The organism is Arthrobacter sp. Marseille-P9274, assembly GCF_946892675.1.
Taxonomy (GTDB): domain Bacteria; phylum Actinomycetota; class Actinomycetes; order Actinomycetales; family Micrococcaceae; genus Crystallibacter.
The window spans coordinates 386,471-406,441 of sequence record NZ_CAMPOV010000003.1; the positions used below are offsets into that span (position 1 = coordinate 386,471).

At 66.7% G+C, this 19,971-nt stretch carries 21 protein-coding genes and 2 pseudogenes; 10 read left to right on the forward strand and 13 right to left on the reverse strand.

The annotated features are described in order from the left end of the window. The first annotated feature begins 2 nt into the window (after window positions 1-2). The 8 genes from efeB to OC550_RS19140 all read left to right on the forward strand — a co-directional run bounded on the left by efeB (window position 3) and on the right by OC550_RS19140 (window position 9,436). Window positions 3-1,286, forward strand: a complete 1,284-nt coding sequence (gene efeB / locus OC550_RS19105; protein WP_262107524.1) for an iron uptake transporter deferrochelatase/peroxidase subunit — start codon at window positions 3-5, stop codon at window positions 1,284-1,286. Window positions 1,287-1,634: 348 nt separating this feature from the next. Continuing rightward, a complete protein-coding gene (locus tag OC550_RS19110) occupies window positions 1,635-2,420 on the forward strand; it encodes an IclR family transcriptional regulator (protein WP_262107525.1) in 786 nt (261 codons plus the stop codon). A gap of 101 nt (window positions 2,421-2,521) precedes the next feature. Beyond that, window positions 2,522-3,283: an SDR family NAD(P)-dependent oxidoreductase gene (locus OC550_RS19115; protein WP_262107526.1), complete on the forward strand. Its 762-nt coding sequence runs from the start codon at window positions 2,522-2,524 to the stop codon at window positions 3,281-3,283. Between the two features lie 82 nt (window positions 3,284-3,365). Next, complete coding sequence (locus OC550_RS19120; protein WP_262107527.1) at window positions 3,366-5,051, forward strand: FAD-dependent oxidoreductase; 1,686 nt, start codon at window positions 3,366-3,368, stop codon at window positions 5,049-5,051. Continuing rightward, window positions 5,048-5,377, forward strand: a complete 330-nt coding sequence (locus tag OC550_RS19125; RefSeq protein ID WP_262107528.1) for a Dabb family protein — start codon at window positions 5,048-5,050, stop codon at window positions 5,375-5,377. Before OC550_RS19120 ends, OC550_RS19125 begins: the two co-directional genes overlap by 4 nt. Before the next feature lie 10 nt (window positions 5,378-5,387). Then, window positions 5,388-6,746 carry an MFS transporter gene (locus OC550_RS19130; RefSeq protein WP_262107529.1) on the forward strand — a complete coding sequence of 453 codons (1,359 nt, stop codon included), beginning with the start codon at window positions 5,388-5,390 and terminating at the stop codon, window positions 6,744-6,746. Between the two features lie 91 nt (window positions 6,747-6,837). After that, window positions 6,838-8,586 carry an FAD-dependent oxidoreductase gene (locus tag OC550_RS19135; RefSeq protein WP_262107530.1) on the forward strand — a complete coding sequence of 583 codons (1,749 nt, stop codon included), beginning with the start codon at window positions 6,838-6,840 and terminating at the stop codon, window positions 8,584-8,586. Window positions 8,587-8,692: 106 nt separating this feature from the next. Beyond that, a complete protein-coding gene (locus tag OC550_RS19140; RefSeq protein WP_262107531.1) occupies window positions 8,693-9,436 on the forward strand; it encodes an SDR family NAD(P)-dependent oxidoreductase in 744 nt (247 codons plus the stop codon). A 104-nt stretch (window positions 9,437-9,540) separates the two neighbouring features. Here OC550_RS19140 and OC550_RS19145 read toward each other — a convergent pair whose 3' ends face one another. The 6 genes from OC550_RS19145 to OC550_RS19170 all read right to left on the reverse strand — a co-directional run bounded on the left by OC550_RS19145 (window position 9,541) and on the right by OC550_RS19170 (window position 15,099). Continuing rightward, a complete protein-coding gene (locus OC550_RS19145; protein WP_262107532.1) occupies window positions 9,541-9,867 on the reverse strand; it encodes a 2Fe-2S iron-sulfur cluster-binding protein in 327 nt (108 codons plus the stop codon). 31 nt (window positions 9,868-9,898) lie between these two features. Beyond that, window positions 9,899-11,176 (reverse strand): NAD(P)/FAD-dependent oxidoreductase, encoded by a 1,278-nt coding sequence (locus OC550_RS19150; RefSeq protein WP_262107534.1) that lies wholly within the window; start codon window positions 11,174-11,176, stop codon window positions 9,899-9,901. Further along, window positions 11,169-12,437 carry a cytochrome P450 gene (locus OC550_RS19155; protein WP_262107535.1) on the reverse strand — a complete coding sequence of 423 codons (1,269 nt, stop codon included), beginning with the start codon at window positions 12,435-12,437 and terminating at the stop codon, window positions 11,169-11,171. Before OC550_RS19155 ends, OC550_RS19150 begins: the two co-directional genes overlap by 8 nt. 220 nt (window positions 12,438-12,657) lie before the next feature. Continuing rightward, window positions 12,658-13,410 (reverse strand): IclR family transcriptional regulator, encoded by a 753-nt coding sequence (locus OC550_RS19160; protein ID WP_262107536.1) that lies wholly within the window; start codon window positions 13,408-13,410, stop codon window positions 12,658-12,660. A 230-nt stretch (window positions 13,411-13,640) separates the two neighbouring features. Next, window positions 13,641-13,949: a hypothetical protein gene (locus OC550_RS19165; protein WP_262107537.1), complete on the reverse strand. Its 309-nt coding sequence runs from the start codon at window positions 13,947-13,949 to the stop codon at window positions 13,641-13,643. Between the two features lie 46 nt (window positions 13,950-13,995). Then, window positions 13,996-15,099 carry an NADH:flavin oxidoreductase gene (locus OC550_RS19170; protein ID WP_262107538.1) on the reverse strand — a complete coding sequence of 368 codons (1,104 nt, stop codon included), beginning with the start codon at window positions 15,097-15,099 and terminating at the stop codon, window positions 13,996-13,998. 218 nt (window positions 15,100-15,317) lie between these two features. On the opposite strand from OC550_RS19170, the gene OC550_RS19175 reads away from it, so the two are divergent. Then, window positions 15,318-15,593, forward strand: a complete 276-nt coding sequence (locus OC550_RS19175) for a helix-turn-helix domain-containing protein (protein WP_262107539.1) — start codon at window positions 15,318-15,320, stop codon at window positions 15,591-15,593. 113 nt (window positions 15,594-15,706) lie between these two features. Here the strand turns inward: OC550_RS19175 and OC550_RS19180 are convergent, their stop codons facing one another. The 7 genes and pseudogenes from OC550_RS19180 to OC550_RS19210 form a co-directional block, all read right to left on the reverse strand. Next, complete coding sequence (locus OC550_RS19180) at window positions 15,707-16,213, reverse strand: glycosyltransferase (RefSeq protein WP_262107775.1); 507 nt, start codon at window positions 16,211-16,213, stop codon at window positions 15,707-15,709. Then, complete coding sequence (locus tag OC550_RS19185) at window positions 16,210-16,380, reverse strand: phosphodiester glycosidase family protein (protein ID WP_262107776.1); 171 nt, start codon at window positions 16,378-16,380, stop codon at window positions 16,210-16,212. The genes OC550_RS19180 and OC550_RS19185 overlap by 4 nt, the downstream gene beginning before the upstream one ends. An 82-nt stretch (window positions 16,381-16,462) precedes the next feature. Then, window positions 16,463-17,242: pseudogene (locus OC550_RS19190) on the reverse strand (phosphodiester glycosidase family protein); the annotation flags it as partial. Between the two features lie 9 nt (window positions 17,243-17,251). Further along, the gene (locus OC550_RS19195; protein WP_262107540.1) at window positions 17,252-17,566 is read right to left on the reverse strand and encodes an ATP-binding protein; all 315 of its coding nucleotides are present in this window, start codon (window positions 17,564-17,566) and stop codon (window positions 17,252-17,254) included. A 32-nt stretch (window positions 17,567-17,598) separates the two neighbouring features. Next, on the reverse strand, window positions 17,599-18,582 hold the full coding sequence (locus OC550_RS19200; RefSeq protein WP_262107541.1) for a cell wall metabolism sensor histidine kinase WalK: 984 nt from the start codon (window positions 18,580-18,582) through the stop codon (window positions 17,599-17,601). 17 nt (window positions 18,583-18,599) lie between these two features. Next, a complete protein-coding gene (locus OC550_RS19205; protein WP_262107542.1) occupies window positions 18,600-18,827 on the reverse strand; it encodes a hypothetical protein in 228 nt (75 codons plus the stop codon). Next, window positions 18,824-19,571, reverse strand: a pseudogene (locus OC550_RS19210) (response regulator transcription factor). Before OC550_RS19210 ends, OC550_RS19205 begins: the two are co-directional and overlap by 4 nt. Before the next feature lie 182 nt (window positions 19,572-19,753). Between OC550_RS19210 and OC550_RS19215 the strand changes: the two are divergent. Further along, window positions 19,754-19,903, forward strand: a complete 150-nt coding sequence (locus OC550_RS19215) for a hypothetical protein (protein ID WP_262107543.1) — start codon at window positions 19,754-19,756, stop codon at window positions 19,901-19,903. Window positions 19,904-19,971 lie beyond the last annotated feature (68 nt).

A 19,971-nucleotide genomic window follows, 5' to 3' on the forward strand; every position in this document is an offset into this window, starting at 1 on the left:
CCATGGAAAACCCCGAAGCCCCGGGCGCCCGGTCACCCGTTACCCGCCGCCGCCTGCTGTCCATGGCCGGCGCCGCCGCCGCGGGCGCCGGCATCGGCATCGCCGCCGACCGTGCGATCGCCGGAACCGGGAGACAGCCGGCCGCCGTCCAACAACCGGGTGTCCATCCCTTCTACGGCGAGCATCAGGCCGGAATCACGACGCCGGCCCAGGACCGGCTGCATTTCGCGGCCTTCGATGTCGCCGACATCTCCCGCCCGGAACTGGTCTCGCTCCTTCAGGACTGGACGACGGCAGCGGCGCAAATGTCCCAAGGCCGCAGCGCCGGCGACTACCCGCCCGACGGCGGGCCTTACGAAGCTCCTCCCGAGGACACCGGGGAAGCGATGGACCTCCCGGCCGCCTCGCTGACCATCACCTTCGGCTTCGGCGCGACGCTCTTCAAAAAAGACGGAACCGACCGGTTCGGCCTCGCCTCCCGGCGGCCCCGCGCACTGGAAGAACTGCCATCCTTCCCCGGCGACATGCTCGATCCCTCCCTCTGCGGCGGTGACCTCTGTATCCAGGCCTGTGCCGACGACCCTCAGGTCGCCGTCCACGCCGTGCGGAACCTGTCCCGGATCGCCTTCGGTCGGGCCGTCCTGCGCTGGTCCCAGCTGGGCTTCGGTCGAACCTCTTCCACGAGCACCGCCCAGGCGACACCACGGAACCTCCTCGGCTTCAAAGACGGAACAGCCAATATCAAGGCCGAAGACGACGCCGCGGTCCGGGAACACGTTTGGGTCCCGCCTGGCAGCGACCAGGAATGGATGACCGGCGGAACCTACCTCGTTACCCGCAAGATCAGGATGACCATCGAGACCTGGGACCGGACCCGGCTCTCCGAACAGGAACGCGTCATCGGCCGGACCAAGGGCACCGGCTCACCGCTGTCCGGCGGCACCGAATTCAGCACACCCGACTTCCGCGTGGAAGGCCACCCGAACGAGCCGCTCATCCCCGCCAACGCCCACATCAGGCTGGCCCACCCCAGCCACAACAGCGGAAGCAAGATGCTGCGCCGAGGCTACAACTTCGTCGACGGCAACGATACCCTCGGCCGCCTCAATGCCGGCCTGTTCTTCATCTGCTGCCAGCAACACCCGGACACCTTCACCAGCGTCCAGTCATCGTTGGCCAAGAGCGACCTCCTCAACGAATACATCCGCCACGTCGGCTCCGCACTCTTCGCCATCCCGCCCGGCACCCTCCAAGGACAACACATAGGGGAACCACTCTTCACCTGACGTACCCAGCGCACCTTGTGCTTGCGGGCACGCCACGGGGCTAACATCGATGAACGCCGCTAGCACGGATCCAGACTGCTCGTTGCAGAAGAGGCTATGAACTTGGCGGGGTCAAGCAGTCGGGTTCAGCCCGACCTCTTGCAATGGCAAGCCATGACCCGCGAACTGTGAACACCGATAACGGCGCATATGACGAACTCGGCGAGTACCTCCGATCAGAATTCGACGGATTCTGTCGGGCCGCACATATCCGCCCGGCCACCGGATAGAAACTGTCCCCTGGTAGAGACAATGTCCCCGCGCCCCCAGAAGCGGATTACCATTGGGCGGTAATTCTTAGGAGGAACAGTGGCCAATTCCGGATCGGGCGAATCGATCATCGCGCGCTTTGTGAAAATCGTGAGCGCCTTCGATGACCGCCACTCCTCTATGAGCGTGGCGGAACTTGGACGTAGGACCGGGTTGCCGGTGACCACCACCTACCGGCTGGTTAACGAGTTGCTGCTCGAGCGCCTGCTCGATAGGGAACCCGGCGGTGACGTTCGCATCGGCACGCGGATGTGGGAGCTGGCGTCCCGGGGTTCCAAGATGGTCAGTCTGCGGGAGGCTGCCCTGCCGTTTATGGAGGACGTCCAGGCCGTGGTCCAGCATGCGACCACTCTGGGCATCCTGGATTCCGATGAGGTCCTCTACATCGAGCGGATCGGTTCGCGTTCCACCGTCGTGGATATCTCGAAAATCGCTGGCCGCCTCCCGTTGCACGCGACGTCATCCGGGCTGGTGCTGCTGGCCCATTCACCGTCCTGGTACCAGGAGAGTATTATGGGCCGCTCCCTGACCAGGTTTACCGAGCACACCCTCACTGATCCGGCGATGCTGCGCCGCCATCTGGCAGAGATCAGGCAGCGCGGCTTCGCCGCCGTACCCGGGGTCATCGTGCCGGAAACAACAGGTATCGCCGTACCAATCTTCGGCCCGGACAACACTGCCGTCGCGGCTTTGAGCGTGATAGTGCCTCTGAACGAGGAGAATACCGGCGCCCGCGTCCCGCTCCTGATGACTGCGTCCCGCGGCATCTCCCGGGCACTGGGCTGGAGCGGCGAACTCAAGGGAACCCTCCGACAGAGCAACTGACGTTCAGATTCCCGTTGAACGGCAATCGTGTGGTTCCACTCACAGGACCGCTGTCACTCTGACTACTGCAGCAAAGTCTGCAGAAGCATGAGGAGCACCACATGAACCCCACACAGAGCCGCGTGTCAGGGAAGACCGCGATCGTTACCGGCGGCCGCGGCGACCTGGGCAGCGCCACCGCCGCGTTGCTCGCCCGGCATGGCGCTAGAGTCGCGAGCCTGGATGTTGCAGGCATTCCTTCCACGGCCACGGATGAAAATATCAGCGAGTTCGACGTCGATGTCACCAGCGAGGACAGCGTCTCCGAAGCCGTCCGCCGGGTCCGCGACGAACTGGGTTCACCGGACATCCTGGTGAACGCCGCCGGAATCATCGGTCCTGCCGGGGCCTCCCACACCGCGTCAGTCGCTGACTTCGACACCATCTTCAACGTCAACGTCAAAGGCGTCTGGCTGATGACCAAGCACGTGGTCCCCGGCATGATCGAGAAGGGCTCCGGCAGCATCGTAAACTTCTCGTCCATCCACGGCATCACCGGCGGCAGGAACGTGCCGCTTTACCACGCGACGAAGGGCGCGGTCCGGCTGCTGAGCAAGTCCGACGCGGCCGCGTACGGCAGCTACGGCATCCGGGTCAACTCGATCCACCCCGGATCCATGGACACCCGGATGAGCCGCCGCTCGGCCGAGCAATCGGAGATCGGCGCCGAGGCCTACTACAAGCAGCTGGTTGGTTCCAACCCGCTGCCCCGGCAGGGCAAACCGGATGAGATCGCCTACGGCGTGCTCTACCTGGCCTCGGACGAGTCCCGTTTCACCACCGGCTCCGAACTTGTCATCGACGGCGGCTACACCGCCGTCTGATCCAGGCTGATCCCCGCCCGCACAGGCGGCACCGCTGCAGGCGCGCCCGCGGGCAGGTCGAACAATCCTTGAAGGGCAACACATGAAATTCGTCAATGGAACAGCGTCCGAGAGCTACGACGTCATCGTCGTCGGGTCCGGCGCCGGCGCGCTCACCACGGCGGCGACCGCCGCGCGCGCCGGCAAGTCCGTCATCGTCCTGGAAAAGAGCGGGCTGCTGGGCGGGACATCGGCGGTCTCCGGCGGCATGCTCTGGGTGGCCGACAACCACCACGCCCGTGAGGCCGGCATCACCGATTCCAAGGAAGCAGCTTCCGAATACGTCCGGGCGGTGGCACGTGGACGCGGACGTCAGGAGCTCCTGGACGCCGCCCTGAATTTCGGGGACCAGATGCTCCGCTTCGTGGAGGAGGAGTGCGGGCTGCGCTTCATCTTCCTTACCAACTTCCCGGACTACCGCCAGGATCTGCCGGGCGCCATGCCGGGCGGACGCACCGTCGAACCGGAGCTGTTCAACAGCAGGGCAGCTCTTGGGGCCCTCACGGAGCATGTCCGCACCGACGGCCGGGCCCCGTTCACCATGCAGGAATACGAAACCTGGGGCGCCTTCACCAAGTTCCCCTGGGACGAACTGAACGAGCGCCAGGCTGAAGGGCTGGTGGCCAAGGGCCAGGCCCTCGTCTCGATGCTGCTGGCCAGCCTGGTCCGCGACGGCGCCACCCTCGTCACCGGTGCCCGCGGCCACCGCCTCCTGACCGACGACGGCCGGGTCACCGGCGTCGAACTGGAAACCGGCGAGATCATCCGGGCGAACGACGCCGTCGTCCTGGCCACCGGCGGCTTCGAATGGGACAAGGCGCTGGCCGACTCGATGCTGGCGTCGCGGCTGTACACCATGTGCTCCCCGCCGTCGAACACCGGGGACGGGCTGCGGATGTCCCAGCGCATCGGCGGCCAGACCCGCGGCACCCGCGAAGCCTGGTGGGCCCCGATGTCCATCACCGGCGACCTGCGTGACGGGGCCCCGGCGGGCACGCTGCTGCGCTTCGAACGCCAGGGACCGGGATCCATCATGGTGAACCGGCACGGCCGCCGCTTCGCCAACGAATCGCAGAACTACAACGACCTGGCCCGCTCCCTGCAGTCCTGGGACTCCGCGGGGAACCAGACCCTGAACACACCGGCCCACGTGATCTTCGACCACACCTACCTGGAGCGGTACGGCATCCTGGCACACCGCGCCGGAGACCCCACGCCCGCCTACCTGATCGAGGCGCCCACGATCGCGGAACTGGCCGCCAAACTCAACGTCGCCCCTGCAGAGCTTGAGGCCACCGTGGCCCGGTTCAACGAGTTCGCGCTCAAGGGCGAGGACCCCGACTTCGGCCGCGGCGAAAGCGCCTACGACAAGTACTGGGGCGATGACCAAAACCCGTTCCCGAACCCCTCCCTGGGCCCGCTGCAGACCGGCCCGTTCTACGCCATGGAGGTAGTCAACGGCGCGTTCGGAACCAACGGAGGAGTGGCCACTGACGGGTTCGCCCGCGTGCTCGACGTGGACAACCAGCCGATCGAGGGCCTGTACGCTGCCGGCAACACCACCGAAAATGCCTATGCGGCGGGCTACCCGGGAGCCGGGGCCACCCTGGGACCCATCATGACCATGGGCTACCTCGCCGGACGCACCATCGCCGGGCAGAGCCCGGAGTACCGGTCCCCGGAAAACCGCGGATCGCAGGACGCGGCTTTGGTGGGGAGCGTGCGATGATCCGCCACACCGTACTCTTCAAGTTCAAACCGGACTTCCCGCGCGCCGACAAGCAGGCCTGGATCGCCGGGCTCAACAGGATGGCCGGAAACATCCCCGGCATGCTCAGCCTGACCCACGGCCCGGACGTGCTCAGCACCGAGCGCTCCTTCGACTACGCCATCGTGGCGGACTTCGAAAAGGTTGAGGACATCGCGGTGTACAACACGCACCCGCTGCACGAGCCGCTCAAGGCCTATTCCTTCCCCAACAGCCAGCAGATCCTCTCGGTGGACTTCCATCTCGAGGCCCCCGAGCCGGCCCTCACCCAGACAACGCTGTCTTAAGGAGATACCCATGGACACTGCGACCGAGGCAAGTACGGTCCCCCGCAAGACCCCTGGAAAGGCCGCCCTGGCCTCCTACCTGGGCAGCACCCTGGAATACTACGATTTCTTCATCTACGGGACCGCGGCCGCCCTCGTCTTCCCGCACCTGTTCTTCCCCTCCGATGACCCTGCCATCGGCCTGATCGGCGCCCTGGCCACCTTTGGCGTCGCATACGTGGCGCGTCCCATCGGCGGACTGGTCATGGGCCACTTCGGTGACAAACTGGGCCGAAAGAAGATCCTGCTGCTCACGCTGGGCATCATGGGCCTGGCCTCGCTCGGCATCGGTTTCCTCCCCACCTACGAGCAGGTCGGCGTCTGGGCCCCGATCCTGCTGGTGGCCGGCCGCCTGGCCCAGGGGTTCTCCGCCGGAGCCGAGTCCGCAGGCGCCTCCACGCTCACCCTGGAGCATTCACCGGAAGGAAAGCGCGCCTTCTTCACCAGCTTCGTCATGATGGGCTACGCCTCCGGAATGGTCCTGGCGACCCTTGTCTTCGTCCCCATCTCTGCCCTGCCGGAGGAAGCCATGATGACCTGGGGCTGGCGCGTCCCGTTCTGGCTCTCCATCGTCGTCCTCGCCGTCGCCTACTGGGTGCGAACACACTTGGACGAAACACCGGTCTTCGAAGAAGCGCAGGACAACGACCAGGTCACCCCGATGCCGGTCAAGGAAGTCCTCAAGTTCCAGGCACCGGACGTACTCCGCGTCGCAGGGATGTCCATCCAGGTCGTCATGCAGACCATCTTCACCGTCTTCGGCCTGGCCTACGCCACCTCCACCGCAGGATTCGACCGGGGCTCCATCCTGACCGTCAACGCCGTCGCGATCGGCCTGTCGATGCTCGTCATACCGTTCACCGCGAAGCTCGCGGACCGGATCGGACGCCGCCCCCTGCTGCTGACCGCCGCAATCGGAACTGCCGCCACAATCTTCGTGTACTTCCTGGCACTGTCATCGGGCAACATCGTGCTGGTCTTCCTGGCCGCGTTCCTGAACATGACCTTGCTGTACTCCTGCTACAACGGCGTCTGGTGCGCCTTCGTCGCCGAGCAGTTCGCCACGCCCGTGCGCTACACCGGCATGGCCATGGGCAACCAGCTCGGACTGGTCCTGGCAGGTTTCGCGCCGATGATCGCCAGCATGCTGATGACCCCGGGCTTCACCGGCTGGGTTCCCGTCGCCGTCTTCGCAACGGTCTGCATGCTGATCGCAGCGGCCTGCGTGTTCTACTCCCGCGAGACCTACAGGACACCGATAGCGGAACTCGGAGCACCCTATCTCAAAGGAACCGCCCTGCGCCGGGAAAACGCGTCAGCAAGAAGCTGACCACCGTCCAGCGTGACCGGCCGCACCACAAGAGATCACCCAGGACCACAGCAACTGCGGAGCGCTACCGCTTCGCCCTACAGGAGTACACATGAGCACCAAGCCGACGGAATGCGACGTCCTCGTCGTGGGATCGGGTGCGGCGGGCATGACCGCGGCACTGAAGGCAGCCAGCCAGGGTCTGAACGTCATCGTCGCTGAGAAGGACAAGCACCTTGGCGGGACAACGGCGATCTCCGCCGGCTGGGCCTGGGTGCCGGGCAACAAGCAGGGTGTGGCCGAAGGCGACACCCGTGCAGAGGTGGAGACCTACCTGCAGGCGATCGCACCGGAGACCTACAAGGCAACACGGGTGAAGACCTTCCTGGACAACGTGCCCGAGGCCATCTCCTTCCTCGAGGAGGACACCGCGGTGGAGTTCACCTACCCGCCGGCGGCACCGGACTACCAGATGGACCTGCCCGGGGCGAAGCTCTCGGGCAGGGCGATCATCCCCAAGGACACCGACGCGCGGATCCTCGGCGAGGACCGGCTGCGCATGCAGCCCTACATGTCCTCCTACACCGTCTACGGATACATGCCGCAGGTCGGGGAGGACATGTACCATGTCACGCACGCCAACCAGTCACTGAAGTCCTTTGCCTACCTCGCGGGCAAGGTCGCGCGCACCTGGATCGACACGCTGATCTACCGCCGCGGAGTGCTGCGCACCAACGGCAACGCCCTGATGACCCTGATGGTGGCCTCCGCCAAGAACTTCGGGGTCCGGCTGTGGACGCAGGCACCCGTCCAGGCTTTGACCCGAAACGCCGAAGGCGCCGTCGACGGGGCCGTGCTCGGGGGCAAGCACCCGGTGACCGTGCATGCAAAGGTCGGGGTCATCCTCGCCTCCGGCGGGTTCACCGGGCACACCGAACTGCGGAAGAAGTACTTCCCGCACGACCCCGACGGCACTAACCACGTCACGCCGACCATCGGTCACGACGGCTCCGCATGGGAGCTGACCAAGGACCTCGGCGGGCACATCGACGATTCCCCGCACAGCCCCGGCTCCTGGGCCCCGATCACGGTCTTCAAGTTCCTGCGCAGCGGCAGGCAGCGGCTTTTCCCGCACCTGCGGGCCATCGGCCTGCCGGGGCTGATCGCGGTGGACCGGCACGGGAAGCGCTTCGGCAACGAGGCCCTGTCCTACCACGACTTCGGCCGCCAGATGCTCGAGCACAACCGCGGGGAGAAGGACACCTACGCGTGGCTGATCGGCGACGCGAAGACGATGCACAAGTACGGCATCGGCTACGCCAAGCCCTGGCCCGTCCCGCGGGCCTACAACTACTGGATCGACTACCTGATCAAGGGTCAGACGCTCGAGGACCTCGCCGGGAAGCTCGGCGTCCCCGCCGACAACCTCCGCGCCACCCTCGAGGAGTTCAACGCCGACGCCGCCCGGGGCGAGGACACGCGGTTCGGGCGGGGCTCGACCGAGTACAACCACTTCCGCGGCGACAAGGACCACAAACCCAATCCGAACCTCGCACCGCTGGACAAGGCGCCGTATTACGCCGCCAAGATGCGCATGGGCGACCTGGGCTCCTTCGCCGGGCTCGACGTGGACGACGACTCCCGGGTCCTCGACACAGACGGGAACCCCATTCCGGGCGTGCTGGCGGTCGGGGCCGCGGCTGCCTCCGTCTTCGGCGGCGGCTACCCCGGCTACGGCTCCCACATCGGCCCCGCCATCGTCTTCGGCTACCGCGCCGGCCGCGACATCGCCGCCCTCGGCGGGCAACGTAACGTGCCGGAAGCGGCCGAGGCGGCATCTCAGAACCGCATTCCCGCCTGACAGGGATCCACCCTGCTGTACAGCAGCGGTCCGGGCTGGCCGAGGGCCACCCCGGACCGCTGCATAGCCATGAAGACGACAAGAGTACGCAGAGCGGAGACACCCGATGGAACTAGAAGGAAAAGTCGCTGTCGTCACGGGGGCAGCCTCGGGGATAGGACGGGCCATTGCCGAGGTGTTCGCCGCGGAGGGCGCCGCCGTGGTCATCGGTGATCTTGCCCCGGGAGCCGAGGACGTCGTTGCCGGCATCGAGCGGGCGGGTGGCCGCGCATTGTTCGTGCGCACCGATGTGACGGACGAAGAGTCGGTCGCAGCCCTGATGGCCACCGCGGTCGCCGGGTTCGGTGGCCTGGATGTGCTCGTCGCCAACGCCGGGATCGCCGAAAAGAAGACCCCGGTGCACGAGATGGCCATGGTCGACTGGCAGAGGGTTATTGACATCAACCTCACCGGTGTGGCCCTGTCCAACAAGCATGCGATCGCGCACATGGTCGGCCAGGGGGGCGGCGCGATCGTGAACATGGGCTCGATCCTGGCCCACGTGGGTCAGGCCAACTCCACGGCCTACTCGGCATCGAAGGCCGGCGTCGTGAACTTCACCCGGTCCGCGGCCGTGACGTACGCGCGGCAGGGCATCCGGGTCAACGCGATCTCGCCCGGTTATGTCCGCACACCACTGGTCGAGGGGCTGCCCGGAAACGTGCAGGCGGGCATGGTCGACAAGCAGCCGATCGGCCGCCTGGCCGAACCCGGGGAGATCGCGCAGGTGGCACTCTTCCTGGCCTCCGAGCGCTCCTCTTTCGTGACCGGCACGTGCCTGCACGCCGACGGCGGCTACACCGCCCTCTGAAAACCTTCCCCCGGGATCCGGGCCCAAGGCATTCCAAACGAGACCACAGGACAGCGCCCCGTCGCCGCAAAGGCGACGGGGCGCTGTCCTGTGCGGTGCGGGGTTCAGTCCTCTTCGGGGGCGAGGGTGACCGTAATGCCATCGAGGCGTTCTTCGAACCCGACCTGGCAGGAAAGGCGCGAGCAGTCCTCCCGGAACCCTTCCGCGTCGACGAGCAGTTCGGCCTCGTCCTCGCTGCGTTCACCCAGGCTCGCCACGATGTCCCCGTCAAGGAAGACATGGCAGGTGGCGCAGGAGGCCGTGCCTCCGCAGGACGCCAGCACGGGCAGGTCGTTATCCCGCAGAGCCTCCATCAGGCTCTGCTCCGGCTCCCACTCGACGGTCTGCTGCCGGCCGTCACGGTCGATCACATTCAGGGTGTTGTTGCTCATCAGGAACTCTCTTCTTCAGGACTTGGGTGAACTAGACCAGCGCCGCGCCGGCCTCGTGGATGGAGTGACGGGAATCCGCACCGAGCACGGCGTCCTCGAGCTTCACGTCCGGGTCCGCGACCAGGGCCGGGTCCAGCAGCAAGCCGCTGGGGATCAGTTTCTTAGCGGGGCGGAAGTCGGTCAGTCCACCGATGGTGTCAACAGCGGCCAGGCGGCCATCACGCAGGTAGACGACGGCGAACTTCCCCGTCTTGGGGTCACCGCGCACGATGGCCTCGTCCTCCGGGTGCATAACGCCGGCGGTCTGGAGCCGGACATCGTGCTGGACGGTCCAGAACCAGGGAACCTCCGCCGGCTTGCCCTGGTGGTCGAGGATGTCATTGACCACGGCCTCGGTCTGCGCGTTGGCGTTCTGGATGGATTCCAGCCGCTGGCTGGTGCCGCTGAACGGGCTGGTGTACCGGGTTACGTCCCCGGCGGCGTAGATGTGGGGGTCGGTCGTTCGGCACTGCTCGTTGACCAGGACCCCGTCCCGGCAGTCGAGGCCGGCGGCCTCGGCCAGCTCCTGGTTAGGCAGCACCCCGATGCCGGCCACGACGACGTCGGCCTCGAAGGTGCGTCCGTCCGAAGTGAGGACGCGTTCGACGCGGCCGTCGCCCTGGATTTCGTTCACTGCCGCCCCGAACTCCAGACGCACGCCCTGGGAGCGGTGAAGGTGTTCGAAATAAGCAGACACCGGCTCTGAGGTCACCCGTTTCATGACCCGGTCCTGGAACTCCAGCACCGTCACGGTGCAGCCGTTCTTGACCGCTGCGGCGGCCACCTCCATCCCGATGAAGCCGGCGCCGATGACCACCACTCTCACCCCCGGGACCAGGGACTGCTTGATGGCCAGCCCGTCGCGGTAGGTCCGCAGGGCGTGCACGCCGTCGAGGTCCGCCCCCGGGACGGGCAGCTCGCGGGCCCGTGAGCCGGTGGCCAGCACCAGCCGGTAGTAGGGGCGCCGGCTGCCGTCCGTGAGGACGACGGCGCGGCCAGCGCGTTCGATCGACGCAGCGGCCTGCCCGGTCACGCGCTCAATGCCCTTGGCCTCGTAGTAGCCCTCTTTGCGCAGCGGCGCAGTTCGATCCCCGGCGCCGGGCGCCAGGAGGTCCTTCGACAGGGGCGGCCTCTCGTAAGGTGCGTCGTGCTGCGCGTCGACGAGAACGATTCCTCCGGCCCAGCCGCGGGTACGCAACCCAGCGGCGACGGCGACCCCGGCGTGCCCTGCTCCGATAATGACGATGGGATCCGTGATGTGCTCAGTCATGGCGCTCCTCCAGGAAGACATGCATGCGGTGCGGGCCTGCGTTGGTGAGGTTGTTGCCGCGGACGTACTCGATCTCGTGTGCCGGGTCCAGGGTGACCGAAGCCAACCGATGGGCGAGCACTTCGGCGGTGACCGTGGTCTCCAGCCGGGCCAGCGGCTGGCCCAGGCAGCTGTGCACCCCGTGACCGAACCCGAGCGACTTGCTGTTGTCGTGGTCGATGTCAAAGACGTCGCCGTCCTCGAAGAGGTCCCGGCTGGCGGAGGCGTTGAGCAGGCGCACGATGCTGCCTGCGGGGATGATCGTTCGGGCCACCTCGACCTCCTCGGTGGTGATGCGGCTGGCGCGGTGGACGGCGCCGCTATGGCGGGCCAGCTCGTCCGCGAACCTGCCCGGATTCTCCGGGTTCTCGCGAACGCGCCGGAGCAGGTCGGGCCGCTCGGCAAAGATGCGGAAGGCGTTCGCCAGCAGGATCGTCGTGGTGTCGTGCCCGGCAATGAAAACAAACGAGCAAAGCTCCTTGGCCTCCTGCTCGGTGAGGAGACCCTCGTCCTTCCACATCCGGGCGATGTGCCCGCCCATGGACGGGCTCTGCTCGGCGTAGAGGCGTTCCAGCGTGTCCTTGAGGTAGGCCCAGAACTCGTGCGCGCTGTCCTCATCGGTGCCCGTGCCCGGGGCGTTGCGCGCGAGGCGGCCGAAGTACGAGAACGTCTCGTCGGACCAGAACTTCATCTTCTCGTAATCCTCGGCCGGGACGTCCAGGAGCGCGGAAATCGTCGCCATGCTCAATTTGATGGCATAGTCCTCCACGACTTCTCCCCCGCCCTGGGCGATGAGGTCGTCGAGGAGCCCGTTGGCGGTCTCCCGCACCCGGTCCTCGAACAGTTTGATCGCCTTCGGGGTGAACGCGGTGGCCACAATCTTGCGAAGACGGGTATGGTTCGGGGCGTCGAACAAGGTCAGGAACGTCATCGGTGGCGGGGAGACCACCTCCGAAGAGAAGATCTTCGGTGCGCGGAAGGCCCTGCGGACGTCTTCGTAGCGGGAAATGAAGTAGACATCGGAGACCGGCGACCAGCACCGCAGGACCGGCGCGTTCGCGCGCATCCAGGTGTAGTGCGCATACGGGTTCTCTTGGGAGCCGTCGTCGACGACCTTGAAGGGCTCCATCCCCTCAGGCCAGTCCAGTTCGTGGGAGTAGGGAAGGGAGCCTTCCTCACTGCGCGGAAGCGGCGTCTCGAGCGTCGTTGCTTGGGACATCATGGTCCTCTCGTCGGCTGAGGGCTCCCTGAATTCCCGCGGCATGCCGCGGTAATTCAGGTAACCGGGAAACAGATGAGGCAGGACGGACCGGAACAAACCCTAGTGACGCGGCAGAACACGTCTTCCGCCCGTTCCCGCCGAACCGTGCCTCATTTCCTACAGTGAGGGCCATCACGTCAGCATGGGAGCTTGCTTTCATTCAACGGAAGATCAGAGGCGGTCAGCCTTCTTGTGAGTCGGTGGGCCGGCGTGCAGGAGCAAGCGTCCGGGAAATTCCATGGGAGGCCGTGAGCAAGGCGGGGACGATCAGCCGCACCTCGGCCTGATCCCGGGGCACGATGGCACTCAGCGCCGCGGCCACTGTGCGCCGCGCTTCGAAGACGGGGACCGCAACACCCAGCCATTCAGAACGGCCGATCCCCGGCAAGGCAACGAACCCCCTCTGCCTGATCTCGGCCAGCTGCCGGCGGATGAACCCCGGATGGGTCGGGGTTTCGTCCGTGACCTTAGTCAACGGCCCTGACAAGAAACTCTCCTGGAACTCCGGAGAGGAATGGGCCAACAGCACCAGGCCGGAAGAACAAGCATTGAGCGGCAGGCGATCTGTGATCCGTGCGGCGTCCAGTACGGAATCAGGGGACGACATCCGCTCCACGTACAGGGCGGACTTCCCATCCAACACGGCGAGGGTGGTGTGCTGATGGACGGCCGAAAGGACATCGTCCATGAACGGCAGCGCGGCCTCCCGCACATCCATTGCCGCCAAGGACCGGGCGGAGATCTCCCACATGCGCAATCCAATCCGCAGCTCGCCGGAGTCGGTGCGGCGAATCAGCCCGTAATGCATGAGCTCCTCGACCAGACGGTGCGCCGTGGACAAGGGCAGGCCGGCCTGAGCAGCCAGGCTCGACAACGTCATGCTCGGCCGGTCGCGGTCGAAGGAGTCCAGAAGGCGGACCACCCGGCTGATCATTGAATCCCCGCTGGGAGAATTCGCCATGCCGTTCCTCCCTTCCCCATCGAACTAGACGCAGTCCCAGCTATCCGCCCGCTACAGCCTCACACCGCCCATCAGGAGGCATTGCCTCCGGTTGTCGAGCATGGCCGCATGCGTGCGGCAACTGCTAAACGCCCTTTCCCAGATCCCTTGTCGACCAAATCGACCCTTGGGCAGCAGACTCAGGTGAAGGAACACACCCGATTTTACGCACCGAGTGGAACTCGTTTGGCGCGTGAGACCAACAAGGGTTGGAGCGGGACACAGCTCCCCTCATAGATGGACACGACCTCCATGTCGGTCAGGTGGCGGGCGACGCGGTTCTCGAGCAGCAGGCCGTTCACGGACTCGATCCAGGCGCTGCTGGTGGGCCGCGACATCACCGGCATCTCCGCTTTCCATTGACTGCCGTAAAAGGCCTCTGCCCAATCTGCGGCAGAGCGGCTTGAAGCGCCGATATCGGCGCATATGACGGGAGCCGACACTAATGGCATTGCCTTCTTGGCTTTTGACATGCCCGGACTCGATCCGCCTGTTCCGAACTCGAAGAACCACCGCCTCTCAGGAGAGCAACTCGAGCTCCCAGTCCTTAACGTCGGCCACCGGCGCGAACAGGCGCGCATCGATCTCGTCGAGAGGCAGGCCTTTGCGGACCCGGTCCGGCCAGTCCCTGTTGCCTAGGGCCGCCTTGCCCAGCGCCACGACGTCGGCCGCGCCGTCAGCCAGCATGGACACGGCCGTCTCCGGGTCATCCAGGTGGCCGTTGGCGATCACCGGCAGCCCGGAGTGCTGCTTGGCTAGGGCGGCCAGCGAGGGGCCCTTGTCGCCGAAGGCCGGGGCGTAGGCCTTGTACTCGGTGGTGTGGATGAAGTCGACGCCCGTGCCGGCCAGGGTGGAGAAGATAACTTCCGCCTCCTCGGCCCCGCCGGCCCACCGGTGGTCGTGGTCGCTGACCTTGGACTGGGAGATCCGAATGCCCACAGTCATCTCCGGGCCCACGGCCTCGCGCACGGTGCGGGCGATCTCCGCGGGGAAACGCACACGGTTCTGCGGGGAGCCGCCGTACTCGTCGGTGCGCAGATTCAGATAGTCGGTGAGGAACTGGTCCAGCAGGTAGCCGTTGGCGCCGTGGATTTCCACACCGTCGAACCCGGCCTCCTTCGCGCGCAGCGCGGCGGCCACGAAGCCCTGGCGGACCTCCTCCATCTGCTCCCGGGTAATTTCCGCGGGCACCCGGTAGGGGCCCTCGCCGCGGTAGAAGCCCAGCTGCTCCCCCTTGGGGGCGACCGCCGAGGGAGCGATCGTGGAGTCCACGAAGCGGCTGCCCTGCGCCTGGGACCCGGCGTGCATGAGCTGGGCGAAGATCGTAGACCTGGCTGCATGGACGACGTCGACGACCGTGGCCCAGGACTGGGCCTGCTCGTCCGTGGCCAGACCGGGCTGGTACAGGTAGCCCTGGCTGTAAGCGGTGTCAGGGTAGATCCCCTCGGTAATCAGTAGGGCGAAGCCGCCCCGGGCGAAGGCCTCGTAGTACGAGATCATCTTCTCCGTCACCAGCCCGTCCTCGGTGGCGCTGATACGGGTCATGGGCGCCAGCGCCACACGGTTGGGCAACTGCGTGGAACCGATCTGCAGGGGCGACCAGAGCGGGGCGAGGTTCGTCATGATGATCTCCTTAAAGTCTTTCAGGCCTAGGGTTCACCCTGTGCTGATGTACGACGGGCTTCGTACGACTAGAGTTATCGCACAATCGGTGCGGAGTCAGTCAAGTGGTTAGGAGGCTGGTTGCAGGTGCGCGCCCTCGCTCACCCCGACCGGGGCGAGTTGCAGCCGGATACCGTACTGTCCGCTTGTCGGGTCCAGTGCGGCGACGGATCGTCGGTTTGCCCGCGGATGGCCCTGACGACCAGGCATGCCGTGCCGTCCAGCTGCCGGTCATCAAGTCCACCTCCACGCACCACTTCAGGGTCCTGCACGAGGCCAGCCTGATCGAACAGCACTACAGGGGCACCTCGATCCTCAACACGCTGCGGGCAGACGAACTCGAAGCGAGGTTCCCGGGTCTCCTTCAGTCGGTCCTTCAAGCTTACCGCCGCGAAGCACCCTCCCCCACTGCCGAGCGGCTGCAACCGGCAGCAGGCCTGCCAGCCACCTGCTGAGAGGCATATGATGCCTGGCGCTTCCGCTGTTCACTCACAGCTCACGCTCGCGGACTGCGAACGAGACCACCGATAACGGTGCGTATGACAACTAGACCAAGATCAGGACCGGTTTAGCGGGCGGCGTGGGCCTGGAGGAACTGGTAGACCTCGGTTTCGTCGACGCCGGGGAAGGCGCCGGGCGGCAGGGCGGCGAGGAGGTGGGTGTTGGCGCGGGCGGCCGGCCAGGCCTGGCCGCCCCACTGGGCGGCGAGGTCCGCGGGCGGGCGCCGGCAGCAGGACTCGTCGGGGCAAAGCGACTTGGAGCGTTCGGAGCGGCTGCGGAGGATGTCCGAGATGGCGTGCTGGCCGTCGCTGTCCGCGCAGACCACGCCCCGGTCCGGATGGTGCCGCGCCACGTAGTCGAAGCCGGTCTTCAGGGCCTGGCCCTTGCCGCGGTTGCGCGGGTAGCCGATCACGGTGGCTCCGGCAGACCGCGCGGCGGCGAACACCGGCGCGAAGTCCGGCCCGCTGCCGTCGTCGACCACCAGGACGGTGAGCCGCCGGTCCGCGGCGCGCAGGCCCGCGACGAGGGTGATGAGCTTCCGGTCCGGCTCGAAGGCGGGAATCAGGATGATCATGGCTGCTGCCCAATGTAGAGGATGTCGGAGGTGCCGCGTTCCTCGCCCCGGCCCAGCGGGTTGTTCACCAGCGCGCCGTTGAAGTACATCGTGGAGGAGCCGCCGCCGTCGATGTTGTACGCGGTTTCGGCGCCCAGGTCCTGCAGGATGCCGGCCAGCTCGGTCATGGTGGCGCCGTCGCTGTAGCCCTCGGCGCCCGTCGACGACGACGAACACCAGGTGGTTCTCGTCGATCACGCCGACGGCGGTGCGCGGCTGTTCGCCCTGGATGGAGTGGTTGCCGAAGTTGGTGTCCACCTCGACGTCCTCGATGCCGTCGATGATCTGGCCGTCTTCCAGCAGCGCGGGCCCGAAGGAGAGGGTGTTCCACACGCCGTCGTCCACCAGCTGCTGGGCGGTCGTGGCGGTCTCGTCGTACACTTTGGCGGTGCCGTCCTGGTAGAAGGCGAGGCCCTCGCGGGCGCCCTCGTCCCGGTAGGCCACGCCATTGCGGATCACGATCCCGGTGCTGCGGAAGCCGTAGTAGTCGCCGTTGATGGCGAACAGGGCGTTGTTGTTCTCGGCGATGGCCGACGTGGTTTCGGTGATGTTTTCGCCGAAGCTGTCCTGGGCGAAGGCGGAGCGGAGGGTGGTGGCGTCGGAGAGAACGACGTCGGCAACGTAGTAGGTGACCGTCTCAGCTCCCGTGCCGGTCACCACGGTGGAGATGTCGATGCTGTCGCCGCGGGACCGGTAGGAGGTGTCGGTGAGGGTTTCTTTTATATCGGCAGAGTCGGCTGTGGTGCCGGTGTCGGAAGAGCCGGCCGAGCCGGAATCGTCGGTTCCAGCATCGCCGGAGGCAGAGCCGGCGGAGGTCGCCGCGGTCTGGCTGGCCTCGTAGTCGGAGACGTTCGAGATCTCGACCTTTTCGACCACGAACCGGTCGACGGCCCAGACGGCGGTGCCGCCCGCGGCGAGGGTCAGGGCCAGGGTGGTGGCGAGGACGGTCTTGCGGATGCGCCCCAGCGGGCGGGTGCTTTTTGTTGTCATGCCTCCGTTTTACGGAGGCATCCTATGCCGCAATTGACCGTTCTTGTGCCGCTCCTGTGAAACGTTCGGTTCGTCCGGGACGGCCGCCGGGAGGACCACGGTGAAGCGGGTGCAGCCGGGCCGGCTGTCCACGCCGACCGTCCCGCCGTTCGCCTCGAGCAGGGCCTGGACAATCGCCAGCCCCAGCCCCGAGCTGCCGGTTTTCCCTGTTCCTGCCGTGCCGTCGGCCGGCCCGGTACGGGCCGAATCCGCCCGGCTGAACCGGGAGAAGATGCTGTCCAGGAAGGCCGGGTCAATGCCCGGTCCGTTGTCGGTCACCGTCATACACGCCCTGCCGTCGGCGACCCGCAGCGCGGTCACCACGTCCCCGGCGGCGTGTGCTTGTGAGCGTTGGAGAGCAGGTTGATCAGTACCTGCCGCAGCTCGTCTTCCACGCCGGGAACGACGACGGGGTCCTCCGGCAGCTCCAGCTTCCACTCGTAGTCCGGGGCCGACACCTGCGCGTCGCTGGTAGCCTCGATGATCAGCTCGGTGAGGTCCACGTCGGACGGCTCCCCGCGCTGTCCCTCGTCCAGCCGGGCGAGCAGCAGGAGGTCTTCCACCAGCGCGGACATGCGCTTGGACTCGCTGTCGACGCGCTCCAGCGCGGCCCGCTCGGTTGGATCGACCTGTGCCCGGTCCAGGACCAGCTCGGTGTAGCCGCGGATGGCGGTCAGCGGGGTGCGCAGTTCGTGGCTGGCGTCGGCGACGAACTGGCGGACCTTCGTCTCGCTCGCGTGCCGTGCCCGCAGTGCGTTCGTGACGTGGTCGATCATCTTGTTGAGCGCCAGTCCGACCGTCCCCACCTCGGATCCCGGGTGCGACACGGCCGGCGGAACCCGCACGGGGATCTCCACCTCGCCCGACTCCAGCGGCAGCTGGGAGACGGAATTGGCGACGGCGGCGAGCTCCTCGAGCGGACGCAGGGACCGGCGGATGATGATGGTGCCGACGAGCCCGGTGGCCAGCAGGCCGGCCAGCGACAGGCCCGCCATCGTGATGTCGAGCGAGGCCAGGGCGCTGTCGCGTTCCGCCGTCGAGAGGCCGGTGACTAGGACGGTGCCTTCGGGGGCGGCCTGCGCGGGCAGGTCCGCCGCCACCACGCGGTAGCGTCCGGTGGACAGGACCAGGTCGGTCGGCCCGCTGGCCGGATCGACGGCGCTCAACAGCTCCAGGCCCTCCGCGGACAACGGCTGGGTGCTGCCGTCGTCCTGCACCAGGGCCGAGTTCTGCACCGCGCCGTCCCTGAACACCGCGTTGAGGGTGCCCGGACGCTGGCCGGCGGCGTTTTCCGGGTTCACTCCCCCGGCGGGCGGCTCTATCTCTCCCGACCGCCGTCCGGGAAGCCGGCCCGCCCCGCCGCGTGCGTCAGGCCACCGTCGATCTCCCCTGTCAAATAGCTGCTCATCGACAGATGGCTGAAGACGCCGATCGCCACACAGATGGCCGTCAGCAGGGCCAGCGTGGCGACGATGAGCCTGGTCCGGAGGTGCCCGTTGCGCACCCGCGGCTGGCCCGGGGAATCCGAGGCATGACGGGTGCTCACGACGCGGCGGGTTTCAGGACATAGCCGACGCCCCGGACCGAGTGGATCATGGGCGCGCGGCCGGCATCGATCTTCTTGCGCAGGTAGGAGATGTAGAGTTCGACGACGTTCGCCTGGCCGCCGAAGTCGTACTTCCAAACGTTGTCGAGGATCTGCGCCTTGCTCAGCACGTGCTTGGGATTCTCCATCAGGTACCGGAGCAGCTCCCACTGGGTGGAGGTGAGCGAGATGTCTTCGCCGCCGCGGGCGACCTCGCGGGTGTCAAGGTTCAGCACCAGATCGCCTACCACGAGATCCGCCGAGTCGGTGGCGGCCACGCCCGACCGCTGGACCAGCCGGTGCAGCCGCAGGACGAGCTCCTCCATGCTGAACGGCTTGGTCACGTAGTCGTCCCCGCCCGCCGCGAGTCCCTCAATCCGGTCCCGCACCGCGTCCTTCGCAGTGAGGAACAGCGCCGCACCTCGGGGGGAACGCCCGGATCTTTTCGAGCGCCGCCAGTCCGTCGAGGCCTGGCATCATCACGTCGAGGACCAGGACATCCGGGCGGAAGTCCCGCGCCGCGCTGACCGCCGCCTGCCCGTCCCCCACGGTGACCACATCCCAGCCGATCATGCCCAGCCCCATGCTCACCAGTTCCGCCAGGCTCGCCTCGTCGTCGACGACCAGCGCACGGATCGGGCTGCCGTCTGGGTGCGCCAGACGCGGCAGCTCGCGGGTCGTGGACTGGCGCGGGGAATCGGGCATGTAGAAATCCTCTGGATCGGGTCCTCGTCGGACGTCCTGGCGGACTGCACACTCCGCTGCACAACGGCAGCCGGTACGGCAAGTGCCGGGCGCTGGGTTAACCCTAATTCTGCCCCGCCCACATTGTCCGTTCCTGTCCCGAACCTGTGACGAAACTGTGCGCCGGACGCCCGGGATGAGCATTGTCGGACACGTGCCCGCTGACCGGCACTTCGTGTGCCTCGGAGTTTTTGCCGCCGGCGGCCTCGGGCTCGTCGTCGCCGAAGGATGCATTCATCGTCGCCGAAGGCGGCGTCTCCTACCGGGACGCCGGGCTGTGGAACGACGCGTAGCGAGACGCGCCGAAGCCAGTTGTCTGCCGCCCTGAGGTCAGTTGAGCTTGCGCAGTTGGGAGGGACTG

Excerpts from the sequence above, each read along its gene's own strand:
- efeB (WP_262107524.1), top strand. The coding sequence starts at position 3 with ATGGAAAACCCCGAAGCCCCGGGCGCCCGGTCACCCGTTACCCGCCGC.
- OC550_RS19115 (WP_262107526.1), top strand. The coding sequence starts at position 2,522 with ATGAACCCCACACAGAGCCGCGTGTCAGGGAAGACCGCGATCGTTACC.
- OC550_RS19120 (WP_262107527.1), top strand. The coding sequence starts at position 3,366 with ATGAAATTCGTCAATGGAACAGCGTCCGAGAGCTACGACGTCATCGTC.
- OC550_RS19125 (WP_262107528.1), top strand. The coding sequence starts at position 5,048 with ATGATCCGCCACACCGTACTCTTCAAGTTCAAACCGGACTTCCCGCGC.
- OC550_RS19130 (WP_262107529.1), top strand. The coding sequence starts at position 5,388 with ATGGACACTGCGACCGAGGCAAGTACGGTCCCCCGCAAGACCCCTGGA.
- OC550_RS19135 (WP_262107530.1), top strand. The coding sequence starts at position 6,838 with ATGAGCACCAAGCCGACGGAATGCGACGTCCTCGTCGTGGGATCGGGT.
- OC550_RS19140 (WP_262107531.1), top strand. The coding sequence starts at position 8,693 with ATGGAACTAGAAGGAAAAGTCGCTGTCGTCACGGGGGCAGCCTCGGGG.
- OC550_RS19145 (WP_262107532.1), bottom strand. The coding sequence starts at position 9,867 with ATGAGCAACAACACCCTGAATGTGATCGACCGTGACGGCCGGCAGCAG.
- OC550_RS19150 (WP_262107534.1), bottom strand. The coding sequence starts at position 11,176 with ATGACTGAGCACATCACGGATCCCATCGTCATTATCGGAGCAGGGCAC.
- OC550_RS19155 (WP_262107535.1), bottom strand. The coding sequence starts at position 12,437 with ATGATGTCCCAAGCAACGACGCTCGAGACGCCGCTTCCGCGCAGTGAG.
- OC550_RS19160 (WP_262107536.1), bottom strand. The coding sequence starts at position 13,410 with ATGATCAGCCGGGTGGTCCGCCTTCTGGACTCCTTCGACCGCGACCGG.
- OC550_RS19165 (WP_262107537.1), bottom strand. The coding sequence starts at position 13,949 with ATGTCAAAAGCCAAGAAGGCAATGCCATTAGTGTCGGCTCCCGTCATA.
- OC550_RS19170 (WP_262107538.1), bottom strand. The coding sequence starts at position 15,099 with ATGACGAACCTCGCCCCGCTCTGGTCGCCCCTGCAGATCGGTTCCACG.
- OC550_RS19180 (WP_262107775.1), bottom strand. The coding sequence starts at position 16,213 with ATGATCATCCTGATTCCCGCCTTCGAGCCGGACCGGAAGCTCATCACC.
- OC550_RS19185 (WP_262107776.1), bottom strand. The coding sequence starts at position 16,380 with ATGACCGAGCTGGCCGGCATCCTGCAGGACCTGGGCGCCGAAACCGCG.
- OC550_RS19195 (WP_262107540.1), bottom strand. The coding sequence starts at position 17,566 with ATGACGGTGACCGACAACGGACCGGGCATTGACCCGGCCTTCCTGGAC.